Here is a 21,798-nt window from a genome sequence, read left to right as displayed (position 1 = left end):
AATAATATGTTTACAATCGCGGGATAGAACATATAAAAGACCAATATCGCAGTGGATATTGGCTTCGGATCGGATGCCTTCGATTGTCAGATGCTAGGGCGTGTCTAGCAAATCAGGTTGACCATTGGGAGAATGCGGAAAAACCTTTTCCCGATGAGCGCCTCGTCACTTGTGAAGCAAATGGGAAAACAGTTTTGGAGCCGCCGACATCTTTATCAGACACGCCCTAGCTACAATTGACAGTGCAAATCCCAATTCACGCCGAATCGGTCAGTGAGCTTCCCATATTTTGCCCCCCAAAATGTATCCTGAAGCGGCATAAGGACTTCTCCACCTTCAGCTAATGCGTTGTACACTTTTTCAATCGCGTCCACATCCGTGAACTCCATGGTAAGACTCACTTGATTTCCAAATGTAACGGGTTTGTTTTGAAAATCAGAGAAATAAATCGCTTGATCGCCTACTTTTAGATGTCCATGTAAGATTTTGTCCTTATCCTCTTCGCTGGAAGGCATGTCCGGCACATCCCGATATCGTTGGATGTTAACGATTTCTCCTCCAAAAATATCTTTATAGTCATTCATCGCTTTCTCACTGTTCCCCGGCAAATACAAGTAGGGGTTGATTTTCACCTGACTCATGGTTCATTCAACTTCCTTTCGCTATATTATTTTGGAACGCTTCTTTTATCATGCGCCGATTTCCTTGCATGATTCGTTGTGATTCAGATCATTGTTGACACTCCCATGCAACCATACACGAGAACATATGTTCCGTAAAGAGGTTTACATGCCAACATGATATCGATTTTATGTTTACAATAATGCGATAGAGCTTTTATATTTAGCCACGATCAGCTCCCAACCGGCCGGTCATTTTTTGAGTGTTTTCAAATAAATCTTCAATCATGTTATCCAACCAAAATCAAAATCCTCGTCCCCCGCCCAACCTGGCTGTCGATGTGGATGTCTCCCCCATGCGCTTCAATCAGTTGCTTGGCGATGGCCATTCCGAGTCCGGTGCCATGGCTTCGCTTGGCCGTGTTCGTCCCGCGGTAATAGCGCTCAAACAGCATGGCTTGGGTCTCCTCATCCATGCCACGCCCACTGTCCTCCACCTGTATCGCCACACGCCCGTTTTCTGTCCAAACTGATACCTTCACTTCCGTTCCGGGCGGGTTATGCAGAACCGCATTGACCAACAGGTTCTTCAACGCACGCTGAAACCATTGCTTATCCACTTGCAACCGGATGTGTGGCATGGCGGCATGAAAAGTGAAGGTGGAAACCGTTTCCGACCGCTGATCATTCATCAAATCGATCACCGTTTGGCGCACCACTTCGACCAGGTCATGCTCTGCCAACGTGAGCGGCAACGAGTCGTTTTTCAAGCGAAATGTCAGGTTCAAGTCTTCAATCAGTTGCTCCATATAACCCGCCTTGTCCCGGATCACCTTGGCATACCGGCGAATCTCGGCCGGTTCCCACTGGTACTGTTCTTCCGCCATCAGATCGGCATAGCCCTTGACAGAGCTGAGCGGGGTGCGCAAATCGTGGGAGACACCGGCGATCCAGTCCTCGCGGGTTTTCTCCAGTCTTCGCCGTTGGTCTTCATTTTGTTTCAAGGTGTGGGTCAAATCCTTTAACGCTTCCATCACTTCCCGGTAGAGACGGTAACTGCGGCGCATCTTTCCATCTGGCTTCACGCTTTTGGGCAGTCCCTTTTTATTGACCGGTTCGCGGAAGCGACCCCGCGCCAGCTCTTGAATCCAACTCATCATATGCAACATGGGCCGGCCAAATTGTTGGCCGAATAAAAAGGCAATGGCCAAAACGAGCAAAATATTCCCCCAAAAAATGAGCAGATAGATGTGGTCCCGGTATTGCTCCGCCTTCGTGGCCTCATAACGGGTTGGAACATCCTGATCACCATTCATGCTCGGTTGGATGCCGGATAACCATGTCCATCGTTGTCCATCCAGGCTTCCCTCTTGATAGATCACATTGTGGTCTTTAACATAATCGACAAACACACCGGGGGAATAAGAGCGAAGTTGATTTTCCGCATGATGGTGATACGCCACCGTTCCATGTTCATCCAGAATCTGCAACCACATTCCCTTTTTGTCCAATTCGTCCAGCAAGGCGGGTGGTATGCGGATCTTCCCCCGATCGCGCTTGGTGGACACACGAACCCGATACAATAATTCATCTTCAACATCGATCTGCCCCAAGATAAAGGTATATGATTTGCCTTGGACGGTTTTGAACCAGGTATAAAGATGATAACCGCGCTGTTGATCACCGTATTCCTTGAGGTCAACCAGCTCGCCCGGATAATAATGGGTCGGAAAAGCGGTTGGCTTCTTATATGCATACACTTCCTGCCCATGTTCATCCACGACCTGGAGCCAGCCTTTCTTTCGATTGACCAGTTTCAAGCTTGCGGGATCAATGGCCATCTTCTTCCCTTCAATCCGGCTGTGCCGCACCGCATGAACCACAATATCGCGCGGCTGCCACTCCACCTTTCTGACAAACAAATCCCGTATGTCATTAAAGGCAACCAACACGGCACCCATATACAAGAACATCACCAACGTCACGATCAGCAACATGCGCCATAAAAAAGCCCAACTCAATCGGGATGGCAATCCCCATCTCCGCCACATCGGCTTCACCCTTTCCGCGGCGCCATCAACTTATAGCCAAGGCCTCTAACGGTGACGATCCACTCTGGTTTGCTGGGGTCCACTTCGATCTTCTCCCGCAAACGGCGAATATGAACCATCACCGTATTGTCATCGCCCAAGCTCGCTTCACCCCAGATTTGTTCGTAGAGCTGCGCTTTGCTGAAGACGCGGTTGGGATGCGCGCAAAGATAAGCCAACAGCTTGAATTCCATCGCCGGGCAAGCCACCTCTTTCCCTGCCACCATCAACACCCCCGCTTCCTCATTCACCTGAAACCGGCCAAAGTCATGGGTGCGTCCGTGTTCCGCTTGATTTCGTCCCAACTTCAGACGCCGGCACAGCGCCTTGATGCGCGCCGCGATCTCCAACGGATTGAATGGCTTGGTGACATAATCGTCCCCGCCGGCACTAAATCCGCTTAATTTGTCCAGGTCACTCGTTCGCGCCGTCAAGAAGAGGATGGGGGCGTCCGACTGCCGTCGGATTTCCCGGCACAAGTCAAAGCCATTGGCATCAGGCAACATGACATCCAGCACAATGATATGGGGCTTCAGTTCTTGCACCAGGCGCAAGGCTTCCTGTCCGTCAAAGGCCAATGCCACCTCCGTGAACCCTTCTTTTCGCAATACGATTTGAACCAGTTGCGAGATCTCCCGCTCATCATCGACCAATAAAATCCGCGCCCCGCTCATGGCCATCCCCCTTCCACATAAAGAAAGCCCCATCGCCTCCTTCAGCTTTGGGACCCTTCCTGCCAATCTATCTTTCTCTATTTAACCGATCAAGCCTTGGGCGTGGTGAATAATGAACTGACGGATCGTATCCGCGGCATAATCCTCGGAAGTGAGGTCCGCTTTGGTGAACACAAACCGGCCCTTCTTCTCATCCAAGTCCAGCTCATCCGCCAACAAACCCAACAGCCCTTTGCCCTTCTTGTCCAGTTCAAAGAAGCCGGCCACTCCATTTTGCGTATGCGCCGGTTGATACATGAACACGATCTCATCGTATTCACCGCGCAACCACTCCGTCGGACGGAACTGGATGATTTGGAAGCCGCCACCCTTTTTGCCGGTGTACCCTTCCCCCTGCGGCACAAAGCCGAGTTTGTTGAACCCATTCAAGAAGTATTCTTGCAAACCGGATGGATATACATCAACGAAGTCACGATCCTTCGCATCAATGCCACTCTTGATTTCCAGATTGGTTTGGAAATAATAGCGCGTATTAACGGATGATACGGGAATATATTCTGGGCAAACAAACGTGAATGGATACTCTTTCGTCTCTTCTGGCGCCACCTTGAAGGTTTCTTCGGTAACCGGGATCGTCGCGACCGTTTCGTTCACATAATGGGTGTCATCCCCGCGCTGATAAGCGGAAGAAAGGCGGAACTCCACTTCCAATCCTTCGATGGCTTGTTCGACTTGACCCCCTGTCAAGATGATTTTACCCGTTACAGGCTGTCCCATTTTTAGCCGAAAATCATCTAAAACCAGGTCTACTTTTGCGGCACCGAACCCAAAAGAAGCAAAGATGTTTTTTAACATTCATTTTCAGCCCTTTCAATGTTTTCACAACCTAATCCTATCATAAATCCCTTTTATTTAAACAGCATTACCTTCGCAGAATCGTCTGTTTTTTTTAAATGCAATTGTAAAAAATGAACAGTGGCATAGACCCCTTCCCCACTTCGATAAGCTTGGTCATAACGCCGGATCACTTCTTGCAACAAGCGGCGCTGGATCAGGAGGGGGTGGTTCGCTTCACTATAGGCTTCCCCCACCGCTTTTATAGAATATAAAAAAGAACGGCAATCTGGATATTCATTCCGCATCCAACTCTCCAGGGAATGAACCCCGGTCAACCCGACATCCAACAGGCCCTCCCACTCTTTCACCGAACGAAAAGGGAGCATATGCCGCTCTTTTCGCAGTTTCCATTCTTCTTCCACCTGCCTGAACATCGAAGCCAACTCACCGCACGTGTCGGGTCCATAGGTGGAAACCAGCAGGCGCCCCCCCACTTTCAAGGCGTCAGCCAATTTGGCAAACGTCTCCTTGGGACGCTGAAACCAGTGACACACCGCATTGCAGACAATTAAATCAAACTTGCCCAACCGGCTGACATCCATGGCCTCGACATCTGCCACCACCAACTTTACCCGCGACTGCCCCCCTACCTTTTCATAGGCGATTTGCACCATTTTATCAGCAATGTCGAGGGCAACGATGCCGGCATCCGGAAACTCATCCAAAATCAACTGCGTCATGTAGCCGGTGCCGCACCCGATATCCAAAATACGCCGCGGCCGCCACCCGCGACGATCCATTTGCAAGAGAAGGCGGTAAGCCAATTTTCTAAATATTTCGGCGTGTTCATCATAGGTAAGTGAAGCTCGGTTAAATTGATTGACCCGCTGCTTTTTTCTAATATCCACTTGCCTTAATCTCCCTTTTTTAAAACCTTCTATATATATGTAAAAAAATAATACGATTCACTCACAACAAACAAATCCCTATTAACCGGATAACCTTTTCTCCATTCTGTTCCCATTCTCCTGCACCCGGTGGAAAACAGAAAAACCCGGCGGAACCCCAACCGGATTTTTTTTATTTTTGTTTCATTTTTTTCTCTTTCTGTTCTTTAAGGTAGTCTTCATAGTTCTTTTTATATAGCTGTTTATATTTCTCGTAGTAATAGCTTACCCGGGCCACATAATGGCGCGTCTCGCCTAACTCGATCTGTTCGAGGTTTTGCCGTGTCCCATCCCAGGTTCCGTCCCTCAACCATTTGTCCACATTGCCCAAACCGCCGTTATACGCGGCGATCACGGCCACATAATTTCCTTTGTACCGATCACTCAAAAATTTGATATACCAGCTGCCCATCCGGATATTGGTTGCCGGGTCAAACACATAGTCCCGAAAGGCCGGGGAAAAATGGCCATCCCGAATGATATCATTGACGGTATCCGGCATGAGTTGCATGAGCCCTTGAGCGCCCACCGGCGATTTCTTGTCAGGATCAAACTTGCTCTCTTGGCGGATGATCGCCATCACGAGAAACGGGTCCGCCCCCGTCTCTTGCGCGCTGTCAAAGATATATTCTTCATAATCGAGCGGGTACATCAGGCGGTTGAACAAGGGAATCGCCACGATCATAAACAACACCAACACGGTAAACGCCAACAAAAGAACCCGCTTTGACGGCAAAGCTTCCACTGCCGGCTTGATCCACTTTTTTATGTTCATTTGCTCCATTATTTGATCAACCTATCTTTCCCATTTGTGGGTCCGTAATAACATCAATGTAAACATAAAAATATTTTATCTGTCTTCCACGATAAACAACATTTCCAACCACGTCAATTCGCCTGCCGTGCGATGAATCAAACTATTTGTGTTTTTTCTTCGACTATCTGTTCACTTTGTACAGTAAAGCGACTCTTTCATTTTGCACAAAACAAAACACCCCCGCACATTTGACACGGGGGAGGGTGCAAGCGGAATTTAACGGTCGAGGTACAACTCGCCCGCTTTCCGTTTTAAATAAGCGATGTATGGGGCAATGGTCATGTCAGACCCGGTCGCCCGTCTCACCAGTTCCGTCGCCGTCCATTTGCCGCCGTGACGGTACACATGTTCCTTCAGCCAACCATGGAGCACAGAAACATTTCCTTTGGCGATTTCACTGGGGATTTCCGGGTGCGCTTGACATGCCGCATCGTAAAATTGGCAACTTAAGATATTGCCGAGGGTATACCCTTGGAACATCCCCCCGATAAAATCAAAATACCAATGAATATCTTGGAGCACGCCATGTTTGTCATCGGATGGGGCAATTCCCAGATCGCTTTGGTAACGGTGGCGCCACATTTCCGGCAGATCCTTCACTTTCAGGTTGCCTTCCAGCATGGCCAATTCCAAATCAAAGCGAATGATCACATGCAGATTGTATGTGAGCTCATCGGCATCGGTGCGAATGAGTGAGCGCTCCACATGGTTGATCGCCCGGTAGAATTCATCCAGTGTCACGTTTCCCAATTGGGCGGGAAAAGCCGCTTGCAAGGACGGGTAATGCGCTTCCCAGAATCCCCTGCTCCGCCCGACGATATTTTCCCACAAGCGCGACTGGCTTTCGTGGACTCCTGACGAAGTTCCCCTATGGAGCGGTGTCCCTTCGAACCGGGCGTCGATGCCCAGTTCATACAAAGCATGTCCCGTCTCATGAATCGTGCTGAACAGGACTTCGCTCAGATCTTGTTCGTTGACCCGGGTCGTGATCCGCACATCGCCATGCGCAAACTTGATCATAAACGGATGCGGCGCCAAGTCCAGCCGTCCCCGGTCAAAATCAAAGCCCATTTTGCCGATCAACTCTTTTACATAGGCCAGTTGTTTTTCCTTGGGGAAGGTTTGTTTGATGCAGGCTTGTGACACAGCGGGCAGTGCCGTCACCTGTTCGACCAGCGGCACCAATTGCTCGCGCAGCTCCCCGAACAGCACCCGCAACGCATTGGCTTTCATCCCATAATCGGCACGGTCGATGAGCGGATCGGCAATATGCTCAAAACCCGGAAAATAATGGGCATACTCCCGGCTCAGTTCCAGGGTCTGCTCCAGGTAGGGTGCCACCTTGCCAAAATCATCTTCCGCCCGTGCCTCCACCCAAGCCTGATACGTTTGCGAAGTATGTTGATAAAACCGTGAAATAAATTCGGCCGGCACCTTCGTTTCTTTCTCATATTCCCTTTTCGCCACGCGGATCAGGCTGGCCTCGTTGGAATCAAACGGCAGTTGATCGGCTTGCTCAGCCAATTCATCCAAGAGTTCTCCCAAACGGGAATCTGTCATCTTCTCATGCGCAATCCGCCCCAACGTCGCCATCTGGCTTCCCCGCGCATCGCCTGCCAATTTGGGCATGTATGTATTTTGGTCCCAATTCAACAACGACATGGAGGAATGAATATCATAAATTTCCTTGAGCCGCTTTTTTAACTCCTGCAATTTCTTTTCCATCTCTTTCCCTCACTTATCCATCACTTAAATCGTGGTTATAAATTGAATTTCTTCACCCCAAACATTCTTCCTGCCATCATGATAAATTCTTAGCTTAACCAACCATGATTTTCCTCCATTTCCCAAATTCAACCGAGGATTCCAATCGACAAAATGTGTGCAAAGTGTGTATGATAAAGATATCACATTTTACACGGAGCAAGGTGCAGCATGAAAAAACTCGATTCGATCATCCAAAAACTAACCGATTGGCCTGAGGGGACCACCGCCGGGCAGTTGGCGGAACAATTGGGATTGGACCGTTCGACCGTCAGCCGCTATCTTAACCAACTCGTCAAGCAAGGACAGGCGGATAAAATAGCCGGGCGTCCGGTCTTGTACCGCCTGAACAAACAAGACAACCCGTACCCCTTTCAATCGGCCCATGCCGAAATGACCGATCTTTTGAGGGAAGCGCTGGCCGCGTTGTTATACCCGCCACATGGGTTGCCGATATTGCTTACCGGCGAAACGGGGGTGGGAAAAACCCATCTTGCGCAAAAGCTGGTTCAGCTGGCCACCAATGAGGGGCATCTGCCGCCTGGCACCCCGTTCATCACTTTTAACTGCGCGGAATACGCCCAAAATCCCGAACTGCTATTAGCCCAGCTGTTCGGCGTGAAAAAAGGCGCTTACACTGGAGCCGAAGAAAATAAGCCAGGCTTGGTGGAACGAGCCGATCAAGGTATTCTGTTTTTGGACGAAATCCATCGCCTCCCCCCATCCGGGCAGGAAATGCTTTTTACCTTGATTGACCAAGGGAGCTTTCGCCGTTTGGGGGAAACGCATGCCGAACGCCAAGTCAACATCCGCTTAATCGGAGCGACCACGGAGACACCCGATGTAGCCTTATTGCCCACCTTAAAGCGCCGTTTCTCCGTCAGGCTGGTCATCCCCCCATTGCGGGAACGCTCCCCGCGAGAACGGGAGCAATTGCTCGCTACCTTTCTAAAAGAAGAAGAAAGCCAAATGGGACTGCCGCTCACCATGACGGACGAGTGCCGTTCCCGGTTTCTCGCTTATGATTGTCCGGGCAATATCGGCCAATTGAAAAGCGACATTCAAATCGCTTGCGCGCGGGCCTTTCTGAGACAACTTTACCATCACCAGGAACAAGTGGTCGTCACCTTAAATGATTTGCCAACCCACTTGCGCCAGCAGGGTCCCGTCACCACCGCCATCACATCCCATCTGAAACGGACCGCATCCGACAATATCTATGAACTATTGCTTCAACGGCATGCCCAACTGACACAGCAGGCAGTCGCTCCATTGGAGATGGAACGGGAATTGCAAGAAACCGTCAACTCCTATATCCGCCGTTTGGTCACCTCTTTTAAAAAAGGGGCTTCACATGAGCCCGAGGGGACACCCATTGAGCCGCGCTTGTTGCAATTATTGGAGAACACGCTTGCCTCTTGGCCCCACAAGCTCCCGCAAGCCATCGCACCGGCTCAGCTCAAAGCGCTGGCTTTGCATATTCAAGCCTTTATCCAGCAACCTGAGCGGCATCATCCTGAAACCGTGCCATCCCATCTGCCTGTCAAACCCATCTACAAAGACCTTGCCCGGCAGATTGGCCACGCCTTGAAGCAACACTATCACATTAAGCTGCCCGAAGCGGAACTGGACCTGATCGCTCTCTTCTTCTCGCTCGATGAGCAACCCAGCCGAGGCAAACCGCGTTGCATCGCCACCGTTTGCCTCACTGGCGAAGGGGCTGCTTCCACGTTGGAGAGTTGGTTGTCCCGACGCTTGCCACCCGCCGACCGAGACGTGCTCATCCGTTCCGTGCAAATTGACCCGTTCACCCGCCAATCGCCAGGATTGGAGCATCTGCGGGAAACGTTTGACTTGATTGCGATTGTGGGAACCGTTCCACCCGCCATGTCCGACATCCCTTATTTCCCGGCATGGGAATTGTACCAGCCGAGCGGATTCAGCAAATTGGAACGCCACTTGGCCCAAACGCGCCAGGTCCCAGGGGAGGAAGAGCCACAAGTCCCCCTGACGCCAGAAGACGTGCCAGAACTTATCCTTCAAGGACTTTTGGACACAATAACCCACTATAATCCAAAACGGTTGATTCAATTGGTTGAGCAAGAAGCTCCGCAGTTTCGCAATGTGTTCGGTTGGACCGCCGAACGGGAGATCGGCATATGGATGCATATTGGAATCTACGCGGATCAACTTCTTGCCGCCCAGCTAAACCCTGGGAAGGAGAAAGATAAGCAACCCCTTCCGCCCGAAGCGGAACCGCCCACCGGCCATGTGCAACTCTGGGAACACTTCCTCCAGCAACTGGAACAGTGCGTATCGGTTCGGTTCCCCCCTTATACCGCACATGAGCTGGCCCGTTTGTCGGCAGCAAATTAGGGCGATGTCCGTTTCCCTGTCACTCATCCGTGCAATGTGTGCAAAGCCATTCCGCACACTTTTAAATTCTCCCCTTGATTCCTCTCACCCGGATTGGGTTGGCATCAAATTTGCATGTTACTTGGGCGCCGTCTCTTGAGGCGCTTGGTTATGTGCGGGAGATACATGAAATACAAGATAGAAGAAAAAATATATGGCAGATTTGCGGAGGATTCTATGAGTCACTCAATTCGATTATTGGTCATATGCAGTTGGGGGGCCACTTCCGGCGTCCTCTGTCAAAAAATAAATAAAGCGGCACAGGAAAAAGGCATTCCGTTGGTGGCGGAAGCAATCGGGACAAGTGAATACCCATCCAAACTTCCCTTGTGCGATGCGATTTTATTAGAACCGCAAATCGGACATCATAAACGAGAGCTACAAAAAGCAGCGGATGCGCAAGCGATCCCGTTGGACATGGTGGACCCGGTAGCCTTTGCTACCATGAATGGTGAGAAAGTGTTGGAGCAAGTATTGGCCTTAATCCAACGCTCCTCTTGAATCCTTTGCAGGAAAGTCAAGCCCGTGCACACATAAATGAAAGCGTGTAACAAGAGATGAATGTGTCTATCCGACACCACCCATCAGACTGTCTGTCAAGAAAGATGATCTCATTCAAATAAACAAGAAGAAAGGATTTGTGATGACAATGGAAAAAACCGTAACGATTACTAGCGCTAGTGGATTGCACGCCCGCCCGGCCGCTGTTTTGGTAAAAGAAGCGGGGGCTTTCAAAAGCACAATCAAATTGGTGAAAAACGGGAAAGAAGTGGACGCGAAAAGCTTGCTTGGCGTGATGTCCTTAGCCGCCAAACAAAACGATGAAATCACCATTCGCGCTGAAGGTGAAGATGAGGCAGCAGCCATTGATAAGATTGCGGAAATCATCGCAACGCTTTCTTAAGGAGGGTACACATTGAGCCAGACGATCCAAGGCGTAGGTGCTGCACCGGGAATCAATCTGGGCACCGCCATCTGGTGGCGTAAAGAGCAACCTACCGTCATTGCTAAATCGATTACCAACGTCGCAGAAGAGACGGCGAAATTAGAACAAGCCATTCAACAAGCCAAAGAGCAAATCACCGCATTGCGCCAAATCGCGGCAGACCGCATGGGTGAAGAGGAAGCGCAAGTCTTCGATGCCCACCTCGCTTTCTTGGACGACCCCGGTTTTACTGGCGAAATGAAAAGCCGCATCGCCAGCCAGAAAAAGAACGCCGAGGCGATCTGTCAAGAAGTGACCGAAGAGATGAGCTCGCTGATGGCTTCGCTCGATGATGAATACATGCAAGCGCGTGCCGATGACATCCGTGACGTAGGCTCACGCTTACTCCTGCTTCTGTTGGGCAAAAAGCCGTTTGATCCTTCTCTTTTGAAAGCGGGAGATGTGGTCATCGCGGAAGAGTTAACCCCATCCGACACCGCTCAGTTCCCTGAAGGCATTGCGGGGATGGTCACGGCCAAAGGAAGCAAAACGGCCCATGCGGCCATCATGGCACGCACCCTGGGAATTCCGGCGGTACTCGGTTTGGGCGCCGCGATCAACCAAATCAACGATGATGATACGGTGATCGTGGATGGGGACAAAGGAATCGTCACCCTCAACCCAGATACGGCCCAAGAGCAAGTGGTGCGCACGCAAATTGAAAAGCAAAAGCAAGCCCGGGAAGCCGCTTTGAAAGAAGCGGCAGCCGACGCCTATACCGCCGATGGCAAACGAATCCAAACCTTCGCCAACATCGGCAGCTTAAACGATATTGAGATTGCGCTCAAAAACCATGCCGAAGGGGTCGGCTTGTTCCGCACCGAATTCCTCTATCTGGAAAGCGATCACTGGCCAACCGAAGACGAGCAATACCAAGCTTATTCTAAAGTGCTTTCTTCGTTCGGCGAACGCCCCGTGGTGATCCGCACCTTGGATATTGGCGGAGACAAAGATCTGCCTTATGCGGATCTGCCCAAAGAGGAAAACCCTTTCCTCGGCCATCGCGCCATCCGTTATTGTTTGGCGAACCCCGACATGTTTAAGACCCAATTAAAAGCGCTGTTGCGCGCCAGCGTACACGGAAACTTATGGATCATGTTCCCCATGATTGAGAATGTATCCGAAATCCGCGCAACCAAAGCCCTGTTGAACAAATGCCGCCAAGAACTGGCGCAAGCGGGCATCGCTGTTGCCGACGACATTAAGATCGGGATCATGATCGAAGTGCCGGCGGCGGCGATCACCGCGGACCTCTTGGCGAAAGAGGTTGACTTCATGAGCATCGGAACCAATGACTTGACCCAGTACACGTTGGCGGCCGACCGCGGCAATGAGCAAGTGGCCCATCTGTACGATGCCGCTCATCCAGCGGTATTGCGTCTGGTCAAACTGACTTGCGATGCGGCAAACAAAGCAGGGATCGTAGTCGGTATGTGCGGCGAGTTGGCAGGTGACCCAACCATGACCGAGATTTTGGTTGGACTCGGCTTGCACGAGCTTTCCATGAGCGCGGGAACGATTCCCGAAGTGAAACAGCAAGTGCGTGCTGTTGATAGCGCCAAAGCTAAAGCGCTGGCTGACAAAGCCGTCCAGTTGGAAGATGGCGACCAAGTGCGTGAATTGGCGAAACAAAAACAATGAAATAATGAAAAACCGACCACTGCACGATAGCGGTCGGTTTCTTTTTCTATATAAATTTAGTCCGCATAAATTAAGCAAAGCCGGCCATAATCCCCTGATGCGTGGAGATTTTAGCCGGCTACCACATGTTCTCTATGTTCAAACTGTCACTTCTTCTCTAGTCAATGTAGCTACATCCGGTTGGACGACCTCAATAGGCCCTACACCTCTCCGAAGCACTTTGGAAAATGCTTGGGTTGGCTTCAGCACATTGATCATGTACTCAATGGCAATCATGGGATCAACAGTGTGACCACAAGTGTAACAATCAAGAGCAGCGAAACCTTTTTCAGGATATGTGTGAATCGTCAAGTGGCTTTCCGAGAGCATCACGAGCACCGTTGCCCCTTGAGGCTCGAATTGCTGGGATTGCACAGACAAAATCGTTGCTCCACAGGCTTTTGCGGCCTCTTTCATATGATGCTCCAAAAACGCAACATCATTGATCAGGTCAAAGTCAACGCCCCATGCGTCCATCGCTACATGTCTTCCGAAAGTAGAAAATTCCATCTCTTTCGGCCCCCTTCCTAGCAAAAAGTTGGTGTGAGCCAAATTCCGCTAGGATCTGCTTGTTCACCACGGGGGAAGGTTAGTCCAGTGAGGTCCCAACCCTTTAAGTGAATCCTGGATCCTACTAGCTCAATGTCACAATGATTAACTTAACATAACTCCTGGGGAACTGCAACAGTTATTTTATCCTAAAATAAAAACAATCCTTGTCTATTTTTTACCACTATCGCTCCGTTCACTCCCCGCCTTATCTGCTAAAAAACACCATAATATCCGATTACTCTCAAAGGTTTTCATGCTCCATATAGAGAAGTAATGCGATTAATGTTTTTTATGTTCTTAATTCAACAACAGAAAGGATGAGGAGCATTGTCTGCCATTGACCAATTAAGACAACAGCTGTTTCAAGAGTTGGATTTGATGGTCCGCACCACCGCCGCCTTGATCGAAAAAATTGATGAAAAAGACTGGCATTATCAACCGCAAAATTCGATGCGCACCCTCCTTGAAGTTGTCAACCATCTCGTGCAAATACCCACGGTCGACTTGGCCATTATCCAGGAACAAGACGAAATCTCCATACGTAAACTGGAACAAGAACTTCACACCAAACACACTGCGGAGCTGCTGCACATCCTCTATTCCGGCGCAGATAAGCTAAAAGCGTACATGAGCGGTTTAAGCGATGAGGACTTTGTCCACAAGACAGGCAAACCGTTCCACAGCCAGGAGGGCATCCCCCATTCCAAATGGCTGATCGAAATCCTGACCCACCTGTCCCATCACCGTTCGCAGTGTTTCGAGTATTTGAAGGAATTACGTTATAACGTCAATATGTTTGATTTATATTGAGAAACCAACATCTTGCACGTCTAAAACCTTTATCATCGGGAAGGATAAGATACAAGATTGACATCCTTCACCGCGGGAGGCCAAACGATGTACTTATCTCCCAAAGAACGAGGTATCGTCATTCGCGCGTTAACCAAAGTGTTGACAATGGAACCGCGCGCGGATGAATATAAGAAATTGCTGGATCGATTGCGAGACGAGCAAGATCGAGAAGGGGAATTCACATTCATCAATGGTTTCCGACACAATATGGATGACGGATGAAGTTCAAAAAAGGCATGCATCACTCCTTTTCTTCGTATCGTGTAGAAAAGGAGTGATTTCATTATGTATCTGATTGTGATCGAGTTAAAGCGATTCCGTTTGTTTTTATATCGCGATGGACGGCTGATCAGATCATATCCCATCGCGATCGGCAAAGTGGCCAGTACCACCCCGCAAGGCACTTACCGCATCATCAACAAAGTCCCTTACCCTTACAGTTATCCGGGTGGCCCTCTCTCCCCCTTTGGCACTTACTGGTTGGGGTTATCGCGCCCCCACTATGGTATCCATGGAACCAATCGCCCCTCCTCGATCGGCAAGCGGGTATCCAAAGGCTGCATCCGCCTGCACAATCATGATGTGAACCAATTGGCCCGCATCGTGCCGATCGGCACCACTGTCATCATCCGTTGACTCACCATCCCGCTTTGGGATGCCTTTTCAATTCCACATCGGGAATCAACAGGTAAGGAGCGTATCCTTCCGAAAGTAACGGCTGTGCTGTAATCAAGAGGGCAAACGGCCGTTTGGCCCGTTCATCGTCCAATAACATCCCCGCATGCTCTTTGGCGAAAGCAATCGCGTATTCTTGGCCGTTCGCCAGCTTGAAGCAGTACAGGTAAGCATCATTTCCACGGTCATACAACCACACGGATTGCATTTCTTCCGTCAGCGACTGTTCGGACTCCGTCCATTCCGGAATCGATAAGATCAGCACCGCACCATCGGTTAACTCCGCCCATCCACCATCTTCCGGAATCACCGCCTGCCGAACCTGTGGAATATATCGTGTTGACATCCTAATCTTCCCCTTTCTTCCGCCGTTCCACCAACCGCCCCAAAAGTGGTGCGATACAACATAAGTTCCACTGCGCCACCCGTTCTTCCCCAATCGCTCCGATATCGCCGATCACCATGGTCGGAACGGGGTTCATGGTGTGTGTGCGCACGCGCAGGTCTTCCATGTTCCCATGATCGCTTACGATGACAATGGTATCTTCCTTCTCGCGCAAACGGATCATGGCCCCCACAAAACGATCCAAGGTCTCAATCACCCAACGCACAAGTTCCGGATCATGCTTATGTCCCGCCCGATCACTCAAGAAAAATTCATGCACCACCAAGTCGTAGCTCTCTCCCAATCGGATCAGATGCTCCGCCGCCAATTCGGGCGTGATCTCTTCCACTTCAGGCGAATGCATTTTTAACGTGCGCCGGGTGAGGTCATGATATACCGCTTCCCCCCGCAACAAATCAGGCAAGAATCGAACAGGCTCCGGTACCGATTGAATCGCCGCGGTCGTTACGGAAATCCAGCCGCGTTTGGTCGCCGGCCGTTCAAAATATTCCTTGGTGTAGCAATTGGCAAAAGTGGCTTTCCAGCCCTTCTGCGCAAACTGCTTGTAAATGTTGTCTTCTTGCACCCAATTACGCAACCGGCGAAACGGCAATCCGGCCATATGCATGTCCATCGCTTGCGAGGCGTTTCTTCCCGTAAAGATCGTCGCTTGCCCCGTTGCGCTCTGCGGCAATCCCTCCACGCCGAGACAAGCATCGGTCGCCACCAAGCGCACTTCCCCATGCGTCCCCACCGCTCTCCGGCTGAGGGGAAATCCACTTAAACAACCCCGCAGATGGGGCGTCGGCTCTGTCACCCAAGGGTTGTACTCCGCCTCGTCACCCAACCCCACACCGTCAATAAACAATAAGAATACAGCGATCCCCTTCACCTCCAGTCTTTTTCATTGTAACATGTTAGACAGAACAAAGGAGGAAACGAACATGCGCTTCAGTCAAATGGACAAAGAAACCCTAACCGAAACGATCCGCCAGTTGGAACGGGAAGAGCAACTGGCCCGCGAACACGGTTTGGAAAGCCAAGCCGCGATATTTAAACAAAAACGCCACCTCGCCCGGTCTTATTTGATCGATCCCGCCACCATCGCCTTAAAACAATGGTACGCGGTGGAAGAAGAGACACGCCGCTTCTTCGTCGATTCCCTCAATGGCGTGATGGCTTGGGGAAACTGGGAAGGAACGGACGAAACGGTAGCGATTCCCCTGGCGCGTTTGAAGAAATAATTTTTTTGGTAAATCAAGGTTAAATTTCATCTTTTTGAACATACTACATTTAGGAGGTGTGTTCAAAAGATGTATTATGTCATAAGAGATTCCGAAAAATTGCCACCATCCATTATTCACGAGGACAACTATTTCGCTTGGTACAATCCGATGAAAAAGGACCATCGGGTCGAATTTCGTGGCACCATGAACCAATGTTATGACTTTATGGCAACCCGTTACCAAGGGAGATAAGTTTCTCTTCGTTTCACCTAATTGTTAGAATAATCAAGCACATCACTCCAGCAAAAAACCGGGATGTTCCCGGTTTTCTATTTTTGGGCATTCAACTTTTTCTCACGCACCGGCGGCAAGATTTTCTTCATGTCCACTTTGCGCTGGATGATCCATGTGCTTGGGTCGTTTTCATCAAATTGCTCCAAGAATTGGATCACTTCGCGGGTAATCGGCGTCGGTGTAGACGCGCCAGCGGTCACACCCACTTTTTTCTTCCCTTTTAACCAATCGATGTTCAACTCGGACACATCAGCGATGCGGTAAGACTCCACCCCGGCGATCTCCTTGGCCACTTGCGCCAAACGGTTGGAGTTGTTGCTGCGCGGATCTCCCACCACGATGACCAAATCGGTCAGCTTGGCTTGTTCAGCAACCGCTTCCTGTCTCTCTTGCGTCGCCAAACAGATTTCATTGTGAATCTCGACAGTCGGGTATTTGGCGCGCACTTTATTCATCAAATGGGAGGTATCCCATTGACTCATCGTCGTTTGGTTGGTAACCAGCAATTTATCCGTCGCCAAGTTGAGCTTTTCAATATCTTCTTCCTTCTCAATCAGGTGCACGTGACCCGGGGCCACCCCCATGGCCCCTTCAGGCTCCGGATGGTTCTTTTTTCCGATATAGATCACTTCATAGCCGTCCGCCACTTTTTCACGGATCAAATCATGGGTGCGGGTGACATCCGGACAAGTCGCATCCACAATTGTCAACCCTTTCGCCCGCGCCTTTTTGCGCACCTCAGGAGAAACTCCATGGGCCGTAAAGATGACTGTGCCTTTATCCACTTTTTCGAGGAGCTCAAGCCGATTTTCCCCATCCAGGGTGATAATGCCCTCATCTTCAAAGGCATCCACGACATGGCTATTATGGACGATCATGCCCAAGATGTAGATCGGTCTTGGCAAATCCAGATTTTTGGCCGCTTGCCGTGCCAATACCATCGCATCGACCACGCCGTAGCAGTATCCACGAGGCGTAATTTTTATTACTTCCATTTAAAGTTTCCCTCCCGACCCCGTCGTTTGGTCCGAGGCTTAGTCCACCTTATTATAGCTCATTATGCTAAGTGAACCAAGGGACCGTTTCCGCATGGAAAAGATCCGAAAGTTAGGCTGGTCTATACGGTACATTTGCACTGGGGCATTCATAAGATACACTGTCATCACAAATGAAGGAAGTGAAAAACATGGAAAGACCACAAAAGCCTCAATTGCCACCGATGCCGCCGATTCAACCGCAACCGCCCATGCCACCCATGGAGCCGATGCTTCCGCCCATGGAGCCGATGCTTCCGCCCATGCCGCCACCATGCCCACCGGATTACCACCATGACATGCCGCATCATTTGCCATGTGATCCGCATCTCTTGCATCATCTGTATATGCAATTGAAAATTTGCCATAAATTCGAAATGAATATGCTGAAATGGTACATGAGATTTTGCTCCAGACATCCCAGACACAGACACTACCCGCCAAAACGTTGCTCCTCCTCTAGAGAGTCTTCACACAAACACCGTGAAAGTTGCGGTTGTTAACCCTCCCGGGCCTCCCCTCCTAATGCCTCCGGGAGGGCATCCTTTTTTAAAGGGAAAAACCCCGCCATGGAGAGCGAGGTTCGCTTGAGTCAAGAAAAGTGCGGCAAAAAACGCCTACCTGTTAAGTGGATTGGCATTGTTCAGTTGGCCTTATTTTTAATGCGTTCCCGTATGTATAATCCGGCTAATACAAACGAAATCAGTATGGAGAATAGCAACAGTCCCGAATCCAGAAAATTCGCATTCATATTCCCGGTTCCCTCCTCTTCGACTCTTGGCCATTACATATATACAATAGAAAAAGGCAAACGTAAAGAAAAAGCCCTTTTAATTCGAAATATAGACAATTCATCTTCCTCCGATCCATATATCATTGTAACACTCCATTCATTTTCTTGTTGCGAAATATTTTTGTCTATCCGGCTTGCATGTGACGTACCGTCACCTTGTAGACTGGATGATGAAAGGAGGGAATCATCCTGGATCTCTATTATCAAACGGGGCAATTCGCCAAAAAAGCTTCTGTCACCATTCGCACCTTGCGCTACTATGACCAAATCGGATTATTAAGCCCCTCTCATCACACCAAAACCGGACATCGCCTGTATACGGATCATGATCTGTTCCGATTGGAGCAAATTCTGGCCCTTAAATATCTCGGGTTTCCGTTGTCCGAGATCAAAACGGTTCTGGATGAGGGACCGCAAGATATCAAACAGGCCCTTGCACTGCAAAAGCGGATGGTGAAAGAAAAGCTCCAACAAATGCGGCTTTTGCTCAGTACGATTGAACACGCGGAACATTTGTTGAGCGATGGCCAGTTGCGCTGGAAATCCATTATTCAATTGATCCAGGCTGTTCAAATGTCAAACCAACATGGCGATTTGGATTGGAGAAAGTATTATTCCGAGGAAGCTGCCAAGAAGGTGGAGGAACGGCAGAAGACGTATACGGCCGAAGAAGCCGCGCGTGACCAATTGCGCTGGGAAAAAGTGATCGCGACATTCAAACAGGCCTACGCACAGCAGTTGCCGTTCGATCATCCGACAGTGAAAGAAGCGGCACAGGAATGGCAGCAACTGATATATGAGTTTACCCAAGGTGACCCCGCCATTTTCTCGGGATTGAAGAAAACCTATGAAGAAGGCGTCTTCTCGCTTCCCTATTCAGAGGATGAAGGCAACTATATCAATCGGGCGCTCGAATACCATCAGCAAACGAAAGACGGCAGGGGTTGACCTGCCGTCTTTCGTTTGCCAGGGAGCGGATCATGTTTTTGTATGAATACGACATCTTTTGGCCGATTGTGTCGATGAACAAGGAATGAATCCGCAACTTGTCAAATTGCATAAACAGAGGGAAAGCATTCCTCCACCGTCCAAGCATGAATTCCAATAAATTTTAAAAAAGTAGACACAAAATCCGATGTTGCATCGAATAACTATTTAACTGTATCTTTTTAGCCTATCTCAGTTTTGGTCTTGGTTTTGGTTTATTTATGCTTTATTCCCCCTTGAAAAACGGGGGGATTTTTTGTCCCGTTTTCGTTCCAATTACGGGAAATCCCTCCATGCGCCCGGAATTCTCACGCCCGCAAGGCGATTCGCCGGCGGTCATGCTGGTGGATGAAGTGAATCAATTCCTCAGACATCTGCCAGAATGAGAAAGGCGTGATCAAGTAGATGCCCTTAAAGTGCTCCAGGGCAACTTGCAACAGCTCTTTGGCCACCTCTACCCCTTCCCGGCGCCCCGCTTCTTTGTCCGGCTGTTTTTCCATCCGTTTCAACACATCCTGCGAAATTTTGATTCCCGGCACTTCGTTATGCAAAAACAATGCATTTCGGTAACCGGTGAGAGGCATAATTCCAATAAAAATCGGAATCGGGATATGTTTGGTCGCTTCATATACATCCACGATCCCTTGTGGGTCATACACCGGTTGGGTCATGATAAAATCGGCTCCCGCCTCCACCTTCTTCTCCAGCCGGCGCACAGCCGCCTCCAACTGGCGCACATGAGGGTTAAAGGCCGCGCCCACCACAAACCGGGCCTTCTGCTTCAGCTGGCGTCCGGCAAAAGAAATCCCTTCATTCAATTGCTTTACCATCCGAATCAACTCAAATGAGGTGACATCATAAATGGAACTAGCTCCTGGCAAATCGCCCATGCGGGTCGGGTCTCCCGTGATCACAAGAACTTGGTCAATGCCCAAGGCGTGAAGCCCCATCAAATGGGATTGTTGCCCCAACAGATTGCGGTCGCGACAGGTAAGGTGAACAAGCGGTTCAATCCCCAACTTTTCTTTCAATATCGCACCCAAAGCCAGATTGCTCATGCGGGCGGTTGCCAATGAATTGTCCGCCATCGTGATCGCGTCCACCCCTGCTTGGTGCAACCGTTCAGCCCCATGCAGAAAGGAGGAGATATCCAGGTCTTTGGGGGTGTCAAACTCACAGATGATCGTCCGTTCATGCCGCACTTTTTCAGCCACCGTCGGCTTGATCCGTTCCTTCAACTCCAAAGCGGGCGGTTGTTTCGACACCTCTCGTTCCGGATTGCGCCGAGGCACTGGCTTTCTGCCATGAAGACTTTGCGCGAGCAACCGGATATGCTCCGGGGTGGTGCCACAGCAACCGCCCAACAAGCTAACCCCTTGCTCCACCAATAATTCGGCCGTTTCCTCAAAATAGGCGGGATTGGATTTGTACGACAACTCCCCATCGCTGATCCCCAACCGACTGGCGTTGGGAAAAGCGGTGAGGATCAATCCGTCAGGCACCACCGTTTTCTCCAAGCCGCGCAATAACTCCATCGGTCCCAAGCGACAATTGAGCCCGACTCCATCCACCCCCTGCTCAGCCAATAGTTGATACGCTTCCGTGATCGAGTAGGCATCACGCGTCCTGCCCACTTCCAGCATCGAAAACTGGGCGATCAAGGGCAACTTGGTCAGAGGACGTATCACTTCCACCGCCAGCAACATCTCCTTGACATCCAGGAATGTCTCCAACAAGATTCCGTCTACCCCGGCATGCAACAAAGCGGTTGCTTGTTCTTCATACATGTCACGATATTCTTCCTCATCGTAAACGGGCACGCGCCCGGCGCAGATGGAACCGATCGAGCCCAGGACATAGGCGTCGGTTCCAACCGCTTCGCGCGCCAAGCGCACCGCTTCCCGGTTGAGGCGTGTCACTTTCCCTTCCAGGCCGTAACGCGTCAGCCGTTCACGATTGGCGCCATACGTATGCGTTTCAATCACACGCGCTCCCGCCTCGTAGTAAGCCTGATGCACACTCGCCACCAGGTTGGGGTCGCTAAGCACCAACTCTTCCGTGCAATCCCCGATGGAGACACCCTGTTGGTATAAGTAGGTGGTCATCGCCCCGTCGCCCACAAGCAGCTCGTCACGCAACCGTTCAATTAAATTTGGCTTGCCCATCTTTTT

The 21,798-nt window shown here is 50.2% G+C and carries 23 protein-coding genes; 10 read left to right on the top strand and 13 right to left on the bottom strand.

Annotated elements, in window-relative coordinates; translation table 11 throughout:
• Positions 1-230: 230 nt before the first annotated feature.
• From ACFQNG_RS01670 to ACFQNG_RS01640, 7 genes are all read right to left on the bottom strand, one after another.
• Entirely contained in the window at positions 231-641 is a 411-nt protein-coding gene (locus ACFQNG_RS01670) for a VOC family protein (protein ID WP_379863065.1), read from the bottom strand.
• A gap of 269 nt (positions 642-910) precedes the next feature.
• Positions 911-2,671, bottom strand: a complete 1,761-nt coding sequence (locus ACFQNG_RS01665; RefSeq protein ID WP_379863064.1) for a sensor histidine kinase — start codon at positions 2,669-2,671, stop codon at positions 911-913.
• 5 nt (positions 2,672-2,676) lie between these two features.
• Positions 2,677-3,384, bottom strand: coding sequence for a response regulator transcription factor (locus ACFQNG_RS01660; protein WP_379863063.1), 708 nt, complete (start codon positions 3,382-3,384; stop codon positions 2,677-2,679).
• An 81-nt stretch (positions 3,385-3,465) separates the two neighbouring features.
• Positions 3,466-4,239, bottom strand: coding sequence for a sporulation protein (locus ACFQNG_RS01655; RefSeq protein ID WP_379863062.1), 774 nt, complete (start codon positions 4,237-4,239; stop codon positions 3,466-3,468).
• 53 nt (positions 4,240-4,292) lie between these two features.
• Positions 4,293-5,129, bottom strand: a complete 837-nt coding sequence (locus tag ACFQNG_RS01650) for a methyltransferase (protein ID WP_379863061.1) — start codon at positions 5,127-5,129, stop codon at positions 4,293-4,295.
• 172 nt (positions 5,130-5,301) lie between these two features.
• Complete coding sequence (locus tag ACFQNG_RS01645) at positions 5,302-5,952, bottom strand: lytic transglycosylase domain-containing protein (RefSeq protein ID WP_379863060.1); 651 nt, start codon at positions 5,950-5,952, stop codon at positions 5,302-5,304.
• A 249-nt stretch (positions 5,953-6,201) separates the two neighbouring features.
• A complete protein-coding gene (locus ACFQNG_RS01640) occupies positions 6,202-7,710 on the bottom strand; it encodes a carboxypeptidase M32 (RefSeq protein ID WP_379863059.1) in 1,509 nt (502 codons plus the stop codon).
• A 210-nt stretch (positions 7,711-7,920) separates the two neighbouring features.
• Here ACFQNG_RS01640 and ACFQNG_RS01635 point away from each other — a divergent pair, with 210 nt between their 5' ends.
• The 4 genes from ACFQNG_RS01635 (at position 7,921) to ptsP (ending at position 12,790) form a co-directional block, all read left to right on the top strand.
• The gene (locus ACFQNG_RS01635) at positions 7,921-10,125 is read left to right on the top strand and encodes a sigma 54-interacting transcriptional regulator (RefSeq protein WP_379863058.1); all 2,205 of its coding nucleotides are present in this window, start codon (positions 7,921-7,923) and stop codon (positions 10,123-10,125) included.
• Positions 10,126-10,341: 216 nt separating this feature from the next.
• Complete coding sequence (locus tag ACFQNG_RS01630) at positions 10,342-10,665, top strand: PTS sugar transporter subunit IIB (RefSeq protein WP_379863057.1); 324 nt, start codon at positions 10,342-10,344, stop codon at positions 10,663-10,665.
• 148 nt (positions 10,666-10,813) lie between these two features.
• A complete protein-coding gene (locus tag ACFQNG_RS01625) occupies positions 10,814-11,068 on the top strand; it encodes an HPr family phosphocarrier protein (protein WP_379863056.1) in 255 nt (84 codons plus the stop codon).
• 12 nt (positions 11,069-11,080) lie between these two features.
• Entirely contained in the window at positions 11,081-12,790 is a 1,710-nt protein-coding gene (gene ptsP, locus ACFQNG_RS01620) for a phosphoenolpyruvate--protein phosphotransferase (protein WP_379863055.1), read from the top strand.
• Between the two features lie 138 nt (positions 12,791-12,928).
• On the opposite strand, the gene speD is transcribed toward ptsP, so the two are convergent.
• Entirely contained in the window at positions 12,929-13,339 is a 411-nt protein-coding gene (gene speD / locus ACFQNG_RS01615; protein ID WP_379863054.1) for an adenosylmethionine decarboxylase, read from the bottom strand.
• 369 nt (positions 13,340-13,708) lie between these two features.
• Between speD and ACFQNG_RS01610 the strand changes: the two genes are divergently transcribed.
• The 3 genes from ACFQNG_RS01610 (at position 13,709) to ACFQNG_RS01600 (ending at position 14,869) form a co-directional block, all read left to right on the top strand.
• On the top strand, positions 13,709-14,191 hold the full coding sequence (locus ACFQNG_RS01610) for a DinB family protein (RefSeq protein ID WP_379863053.1): 483 nt from the start codon (positions 13,709-13,711) through the stop codon (positions 14,189-14,191).
• 87 nt (positions 14,192-14,278) lie between these two features.
• Positions 14,279-14,455, top strand: coding sequence for a hypothetical protein (locus ACFQNG_RS01605; RefSeq protein ID WP_379863052.1), 177 nt, complete (start codon positions 14,279-14,281; stop codon positions 14,453-14,455).
• 63 nt (positions 14,456-14,518) lie between these two features.
• Positions 14,519-14,869 carry a L,D-transpeptidase gene (locus ACFQNG_RS01600; RefSeq protein WP_379863051.1) on the top strand — a complete coding sequence of 117 codons (351 nt, stop codon included), beginning with the start codon at positions 14,519-14,521 and terminating at the stop codon, positions 14,867-14,869.
• 1 nt (position 14,870) lies between these two features.
• On the opposite strand, the gene ACFQNG_RS01595 is transcribed toward ACFQNG_RS01600, so the two are convergent.
• Together ACFQNG_RS01595 and ACFQNG_RS01590 are read right to left on the bottom strand one after the other, a co-directional pair.
• A complete protein-coding gene (locus tag ACFQNG_RS01595) occupies positions 14,871-15,254 on the bottom strand; it encodes a hypothetical protein (RefSeq protein WP_379863050.1) in 384 nt (127 codons plus the stop codon).
• 1 nt (position 15,255) lies between these two features.
• The gene (locus tag ACFQNG_RS01590; protein WP_379863049.1) at positions 15,256-16,161 is read right to left on the bottom strand and encodes an alkaline phosphatase family protein; all 906 of its coding nucleotides are present in this window, start codon (positions 16,159-16,161) and stop codon (positions 15,256-15,258) included.
• Positions 16,162-16,237: 76 nt separating this feature from the next.
• Between ACFQNG_RS01590 and ACFQNG_RS01585 the strand changes: the two genes are divergently transcribed.
• Together ACFQNG_RS01585 and ACFQNG_RS01580 are read left to right on the top strand one after the other, a co-directional pair.
• Positions 16,238-16,537 (top strand): DUF1811 family protein, encoded by a 300-nt coding sequence (locus ACFQNG_RS01585; RefSeq protein WP_379863048.1) that lies wholly within the window; start codon positions 16,238-16,240, stop codon positions 16,535-16,537.
• 69 nt (positions 16,538-16,606) lie between these two features.
• Positions 16,607-16,771: a hypothetical protein gene (locus ACFQNG_RS01580; protein ID WP_379863047.1), complete on the top strand. Its 165-nt coding sequence runs from the start codon at positions 16,607-16,609 to the stop codon at positions 16,769-16,771.
• A gap of 77 nt (positions 16,772-16,848) precedes the next feature.
• Here the strand turns inward: ACFQNG_RS01580 and ACFQNG_RS01575 are convergent, their stop codons facing one another.
• Together ACFQNG_RS01575 and ACFQNG_RS01570 are read right to left on the bottom strand one after the other, a co-directional pair.
• Positions 16,849-17,808 carry a 4-hydroxy-3-methylbut-2-enyl diphosphate reductase gene (locus ACFQNG_RS01575; protein ID WP_379863046.1) on the bottom strand — a complete coding sequence of 320 codons (960 nt, stop codon included), beginning with the start codon at positions 17,806-17,808 and terminating at the stop codon, positions 16,849-16,851.
• A gap of 39 nt (positions 17,809-17,847) precedes the next feature.
• Positions 17,848-18,291, bottom strand: coding sequence for a hypothetical protein (locus ACFQNG_RS01570; protein ID WP_379863045.1), 444 nt, complete (start codon positions 18,289-18,291; stop codon positions 17,848-17,850).
• A gap of 532 nt (positions 18,292-18,823) precedes the next feature.
• Between ACFQNG_RS01570 and ACFQNG_RS01565 the strand changes: the two genes are divergently transcribed.
• Complete coding sequence (locus ACFQNG_RS01565) at positions 18,824-19,588, top strand: MerR family transcriptional regulator (protein WP_379863076.1); 765 nt, start codon at positions 18,824-18,826, stop codon at positions 19,586-19,588.
• A gap of 347 nt (positions 19,589-19,935) precedes the next feature.
• On the opposite strand, the gene ACFQNG_RS01560 is transcribed toward ACFQNG_RS01565, so the two are convergent.
• On the bottom strand, positions 19,936-21,792 hold the full coding sequence (locus tag ACFQNG_RS01560) for a bifunctional homocysteine S-methyltransferase/methylenetetrahydrofolate reductase (RefSeq protein WP_379863044.1): 1,857 nt from the start codon (positions 21,790-21,792) through the stop codon (positions 19,936-19,938).
• Positions 21,793-21,798: the final 6 nt, after the last annotated feature.

Origin of the sequence: Laceyella putida (genome assembly GCF_042665195.1) — a bacterium.
Classification (GTDB): Bacteria; Bacillota; Bacilli; order Thermoactinomycetales; family Thermoactinomycetaceae; genus Laceyella; species Laceyella putida.
The sequence above is the reverse complement of the archived record's forward strand: the minus strand, read 5'-3'. Positions and strand labels throughout refer to the sequence as shown.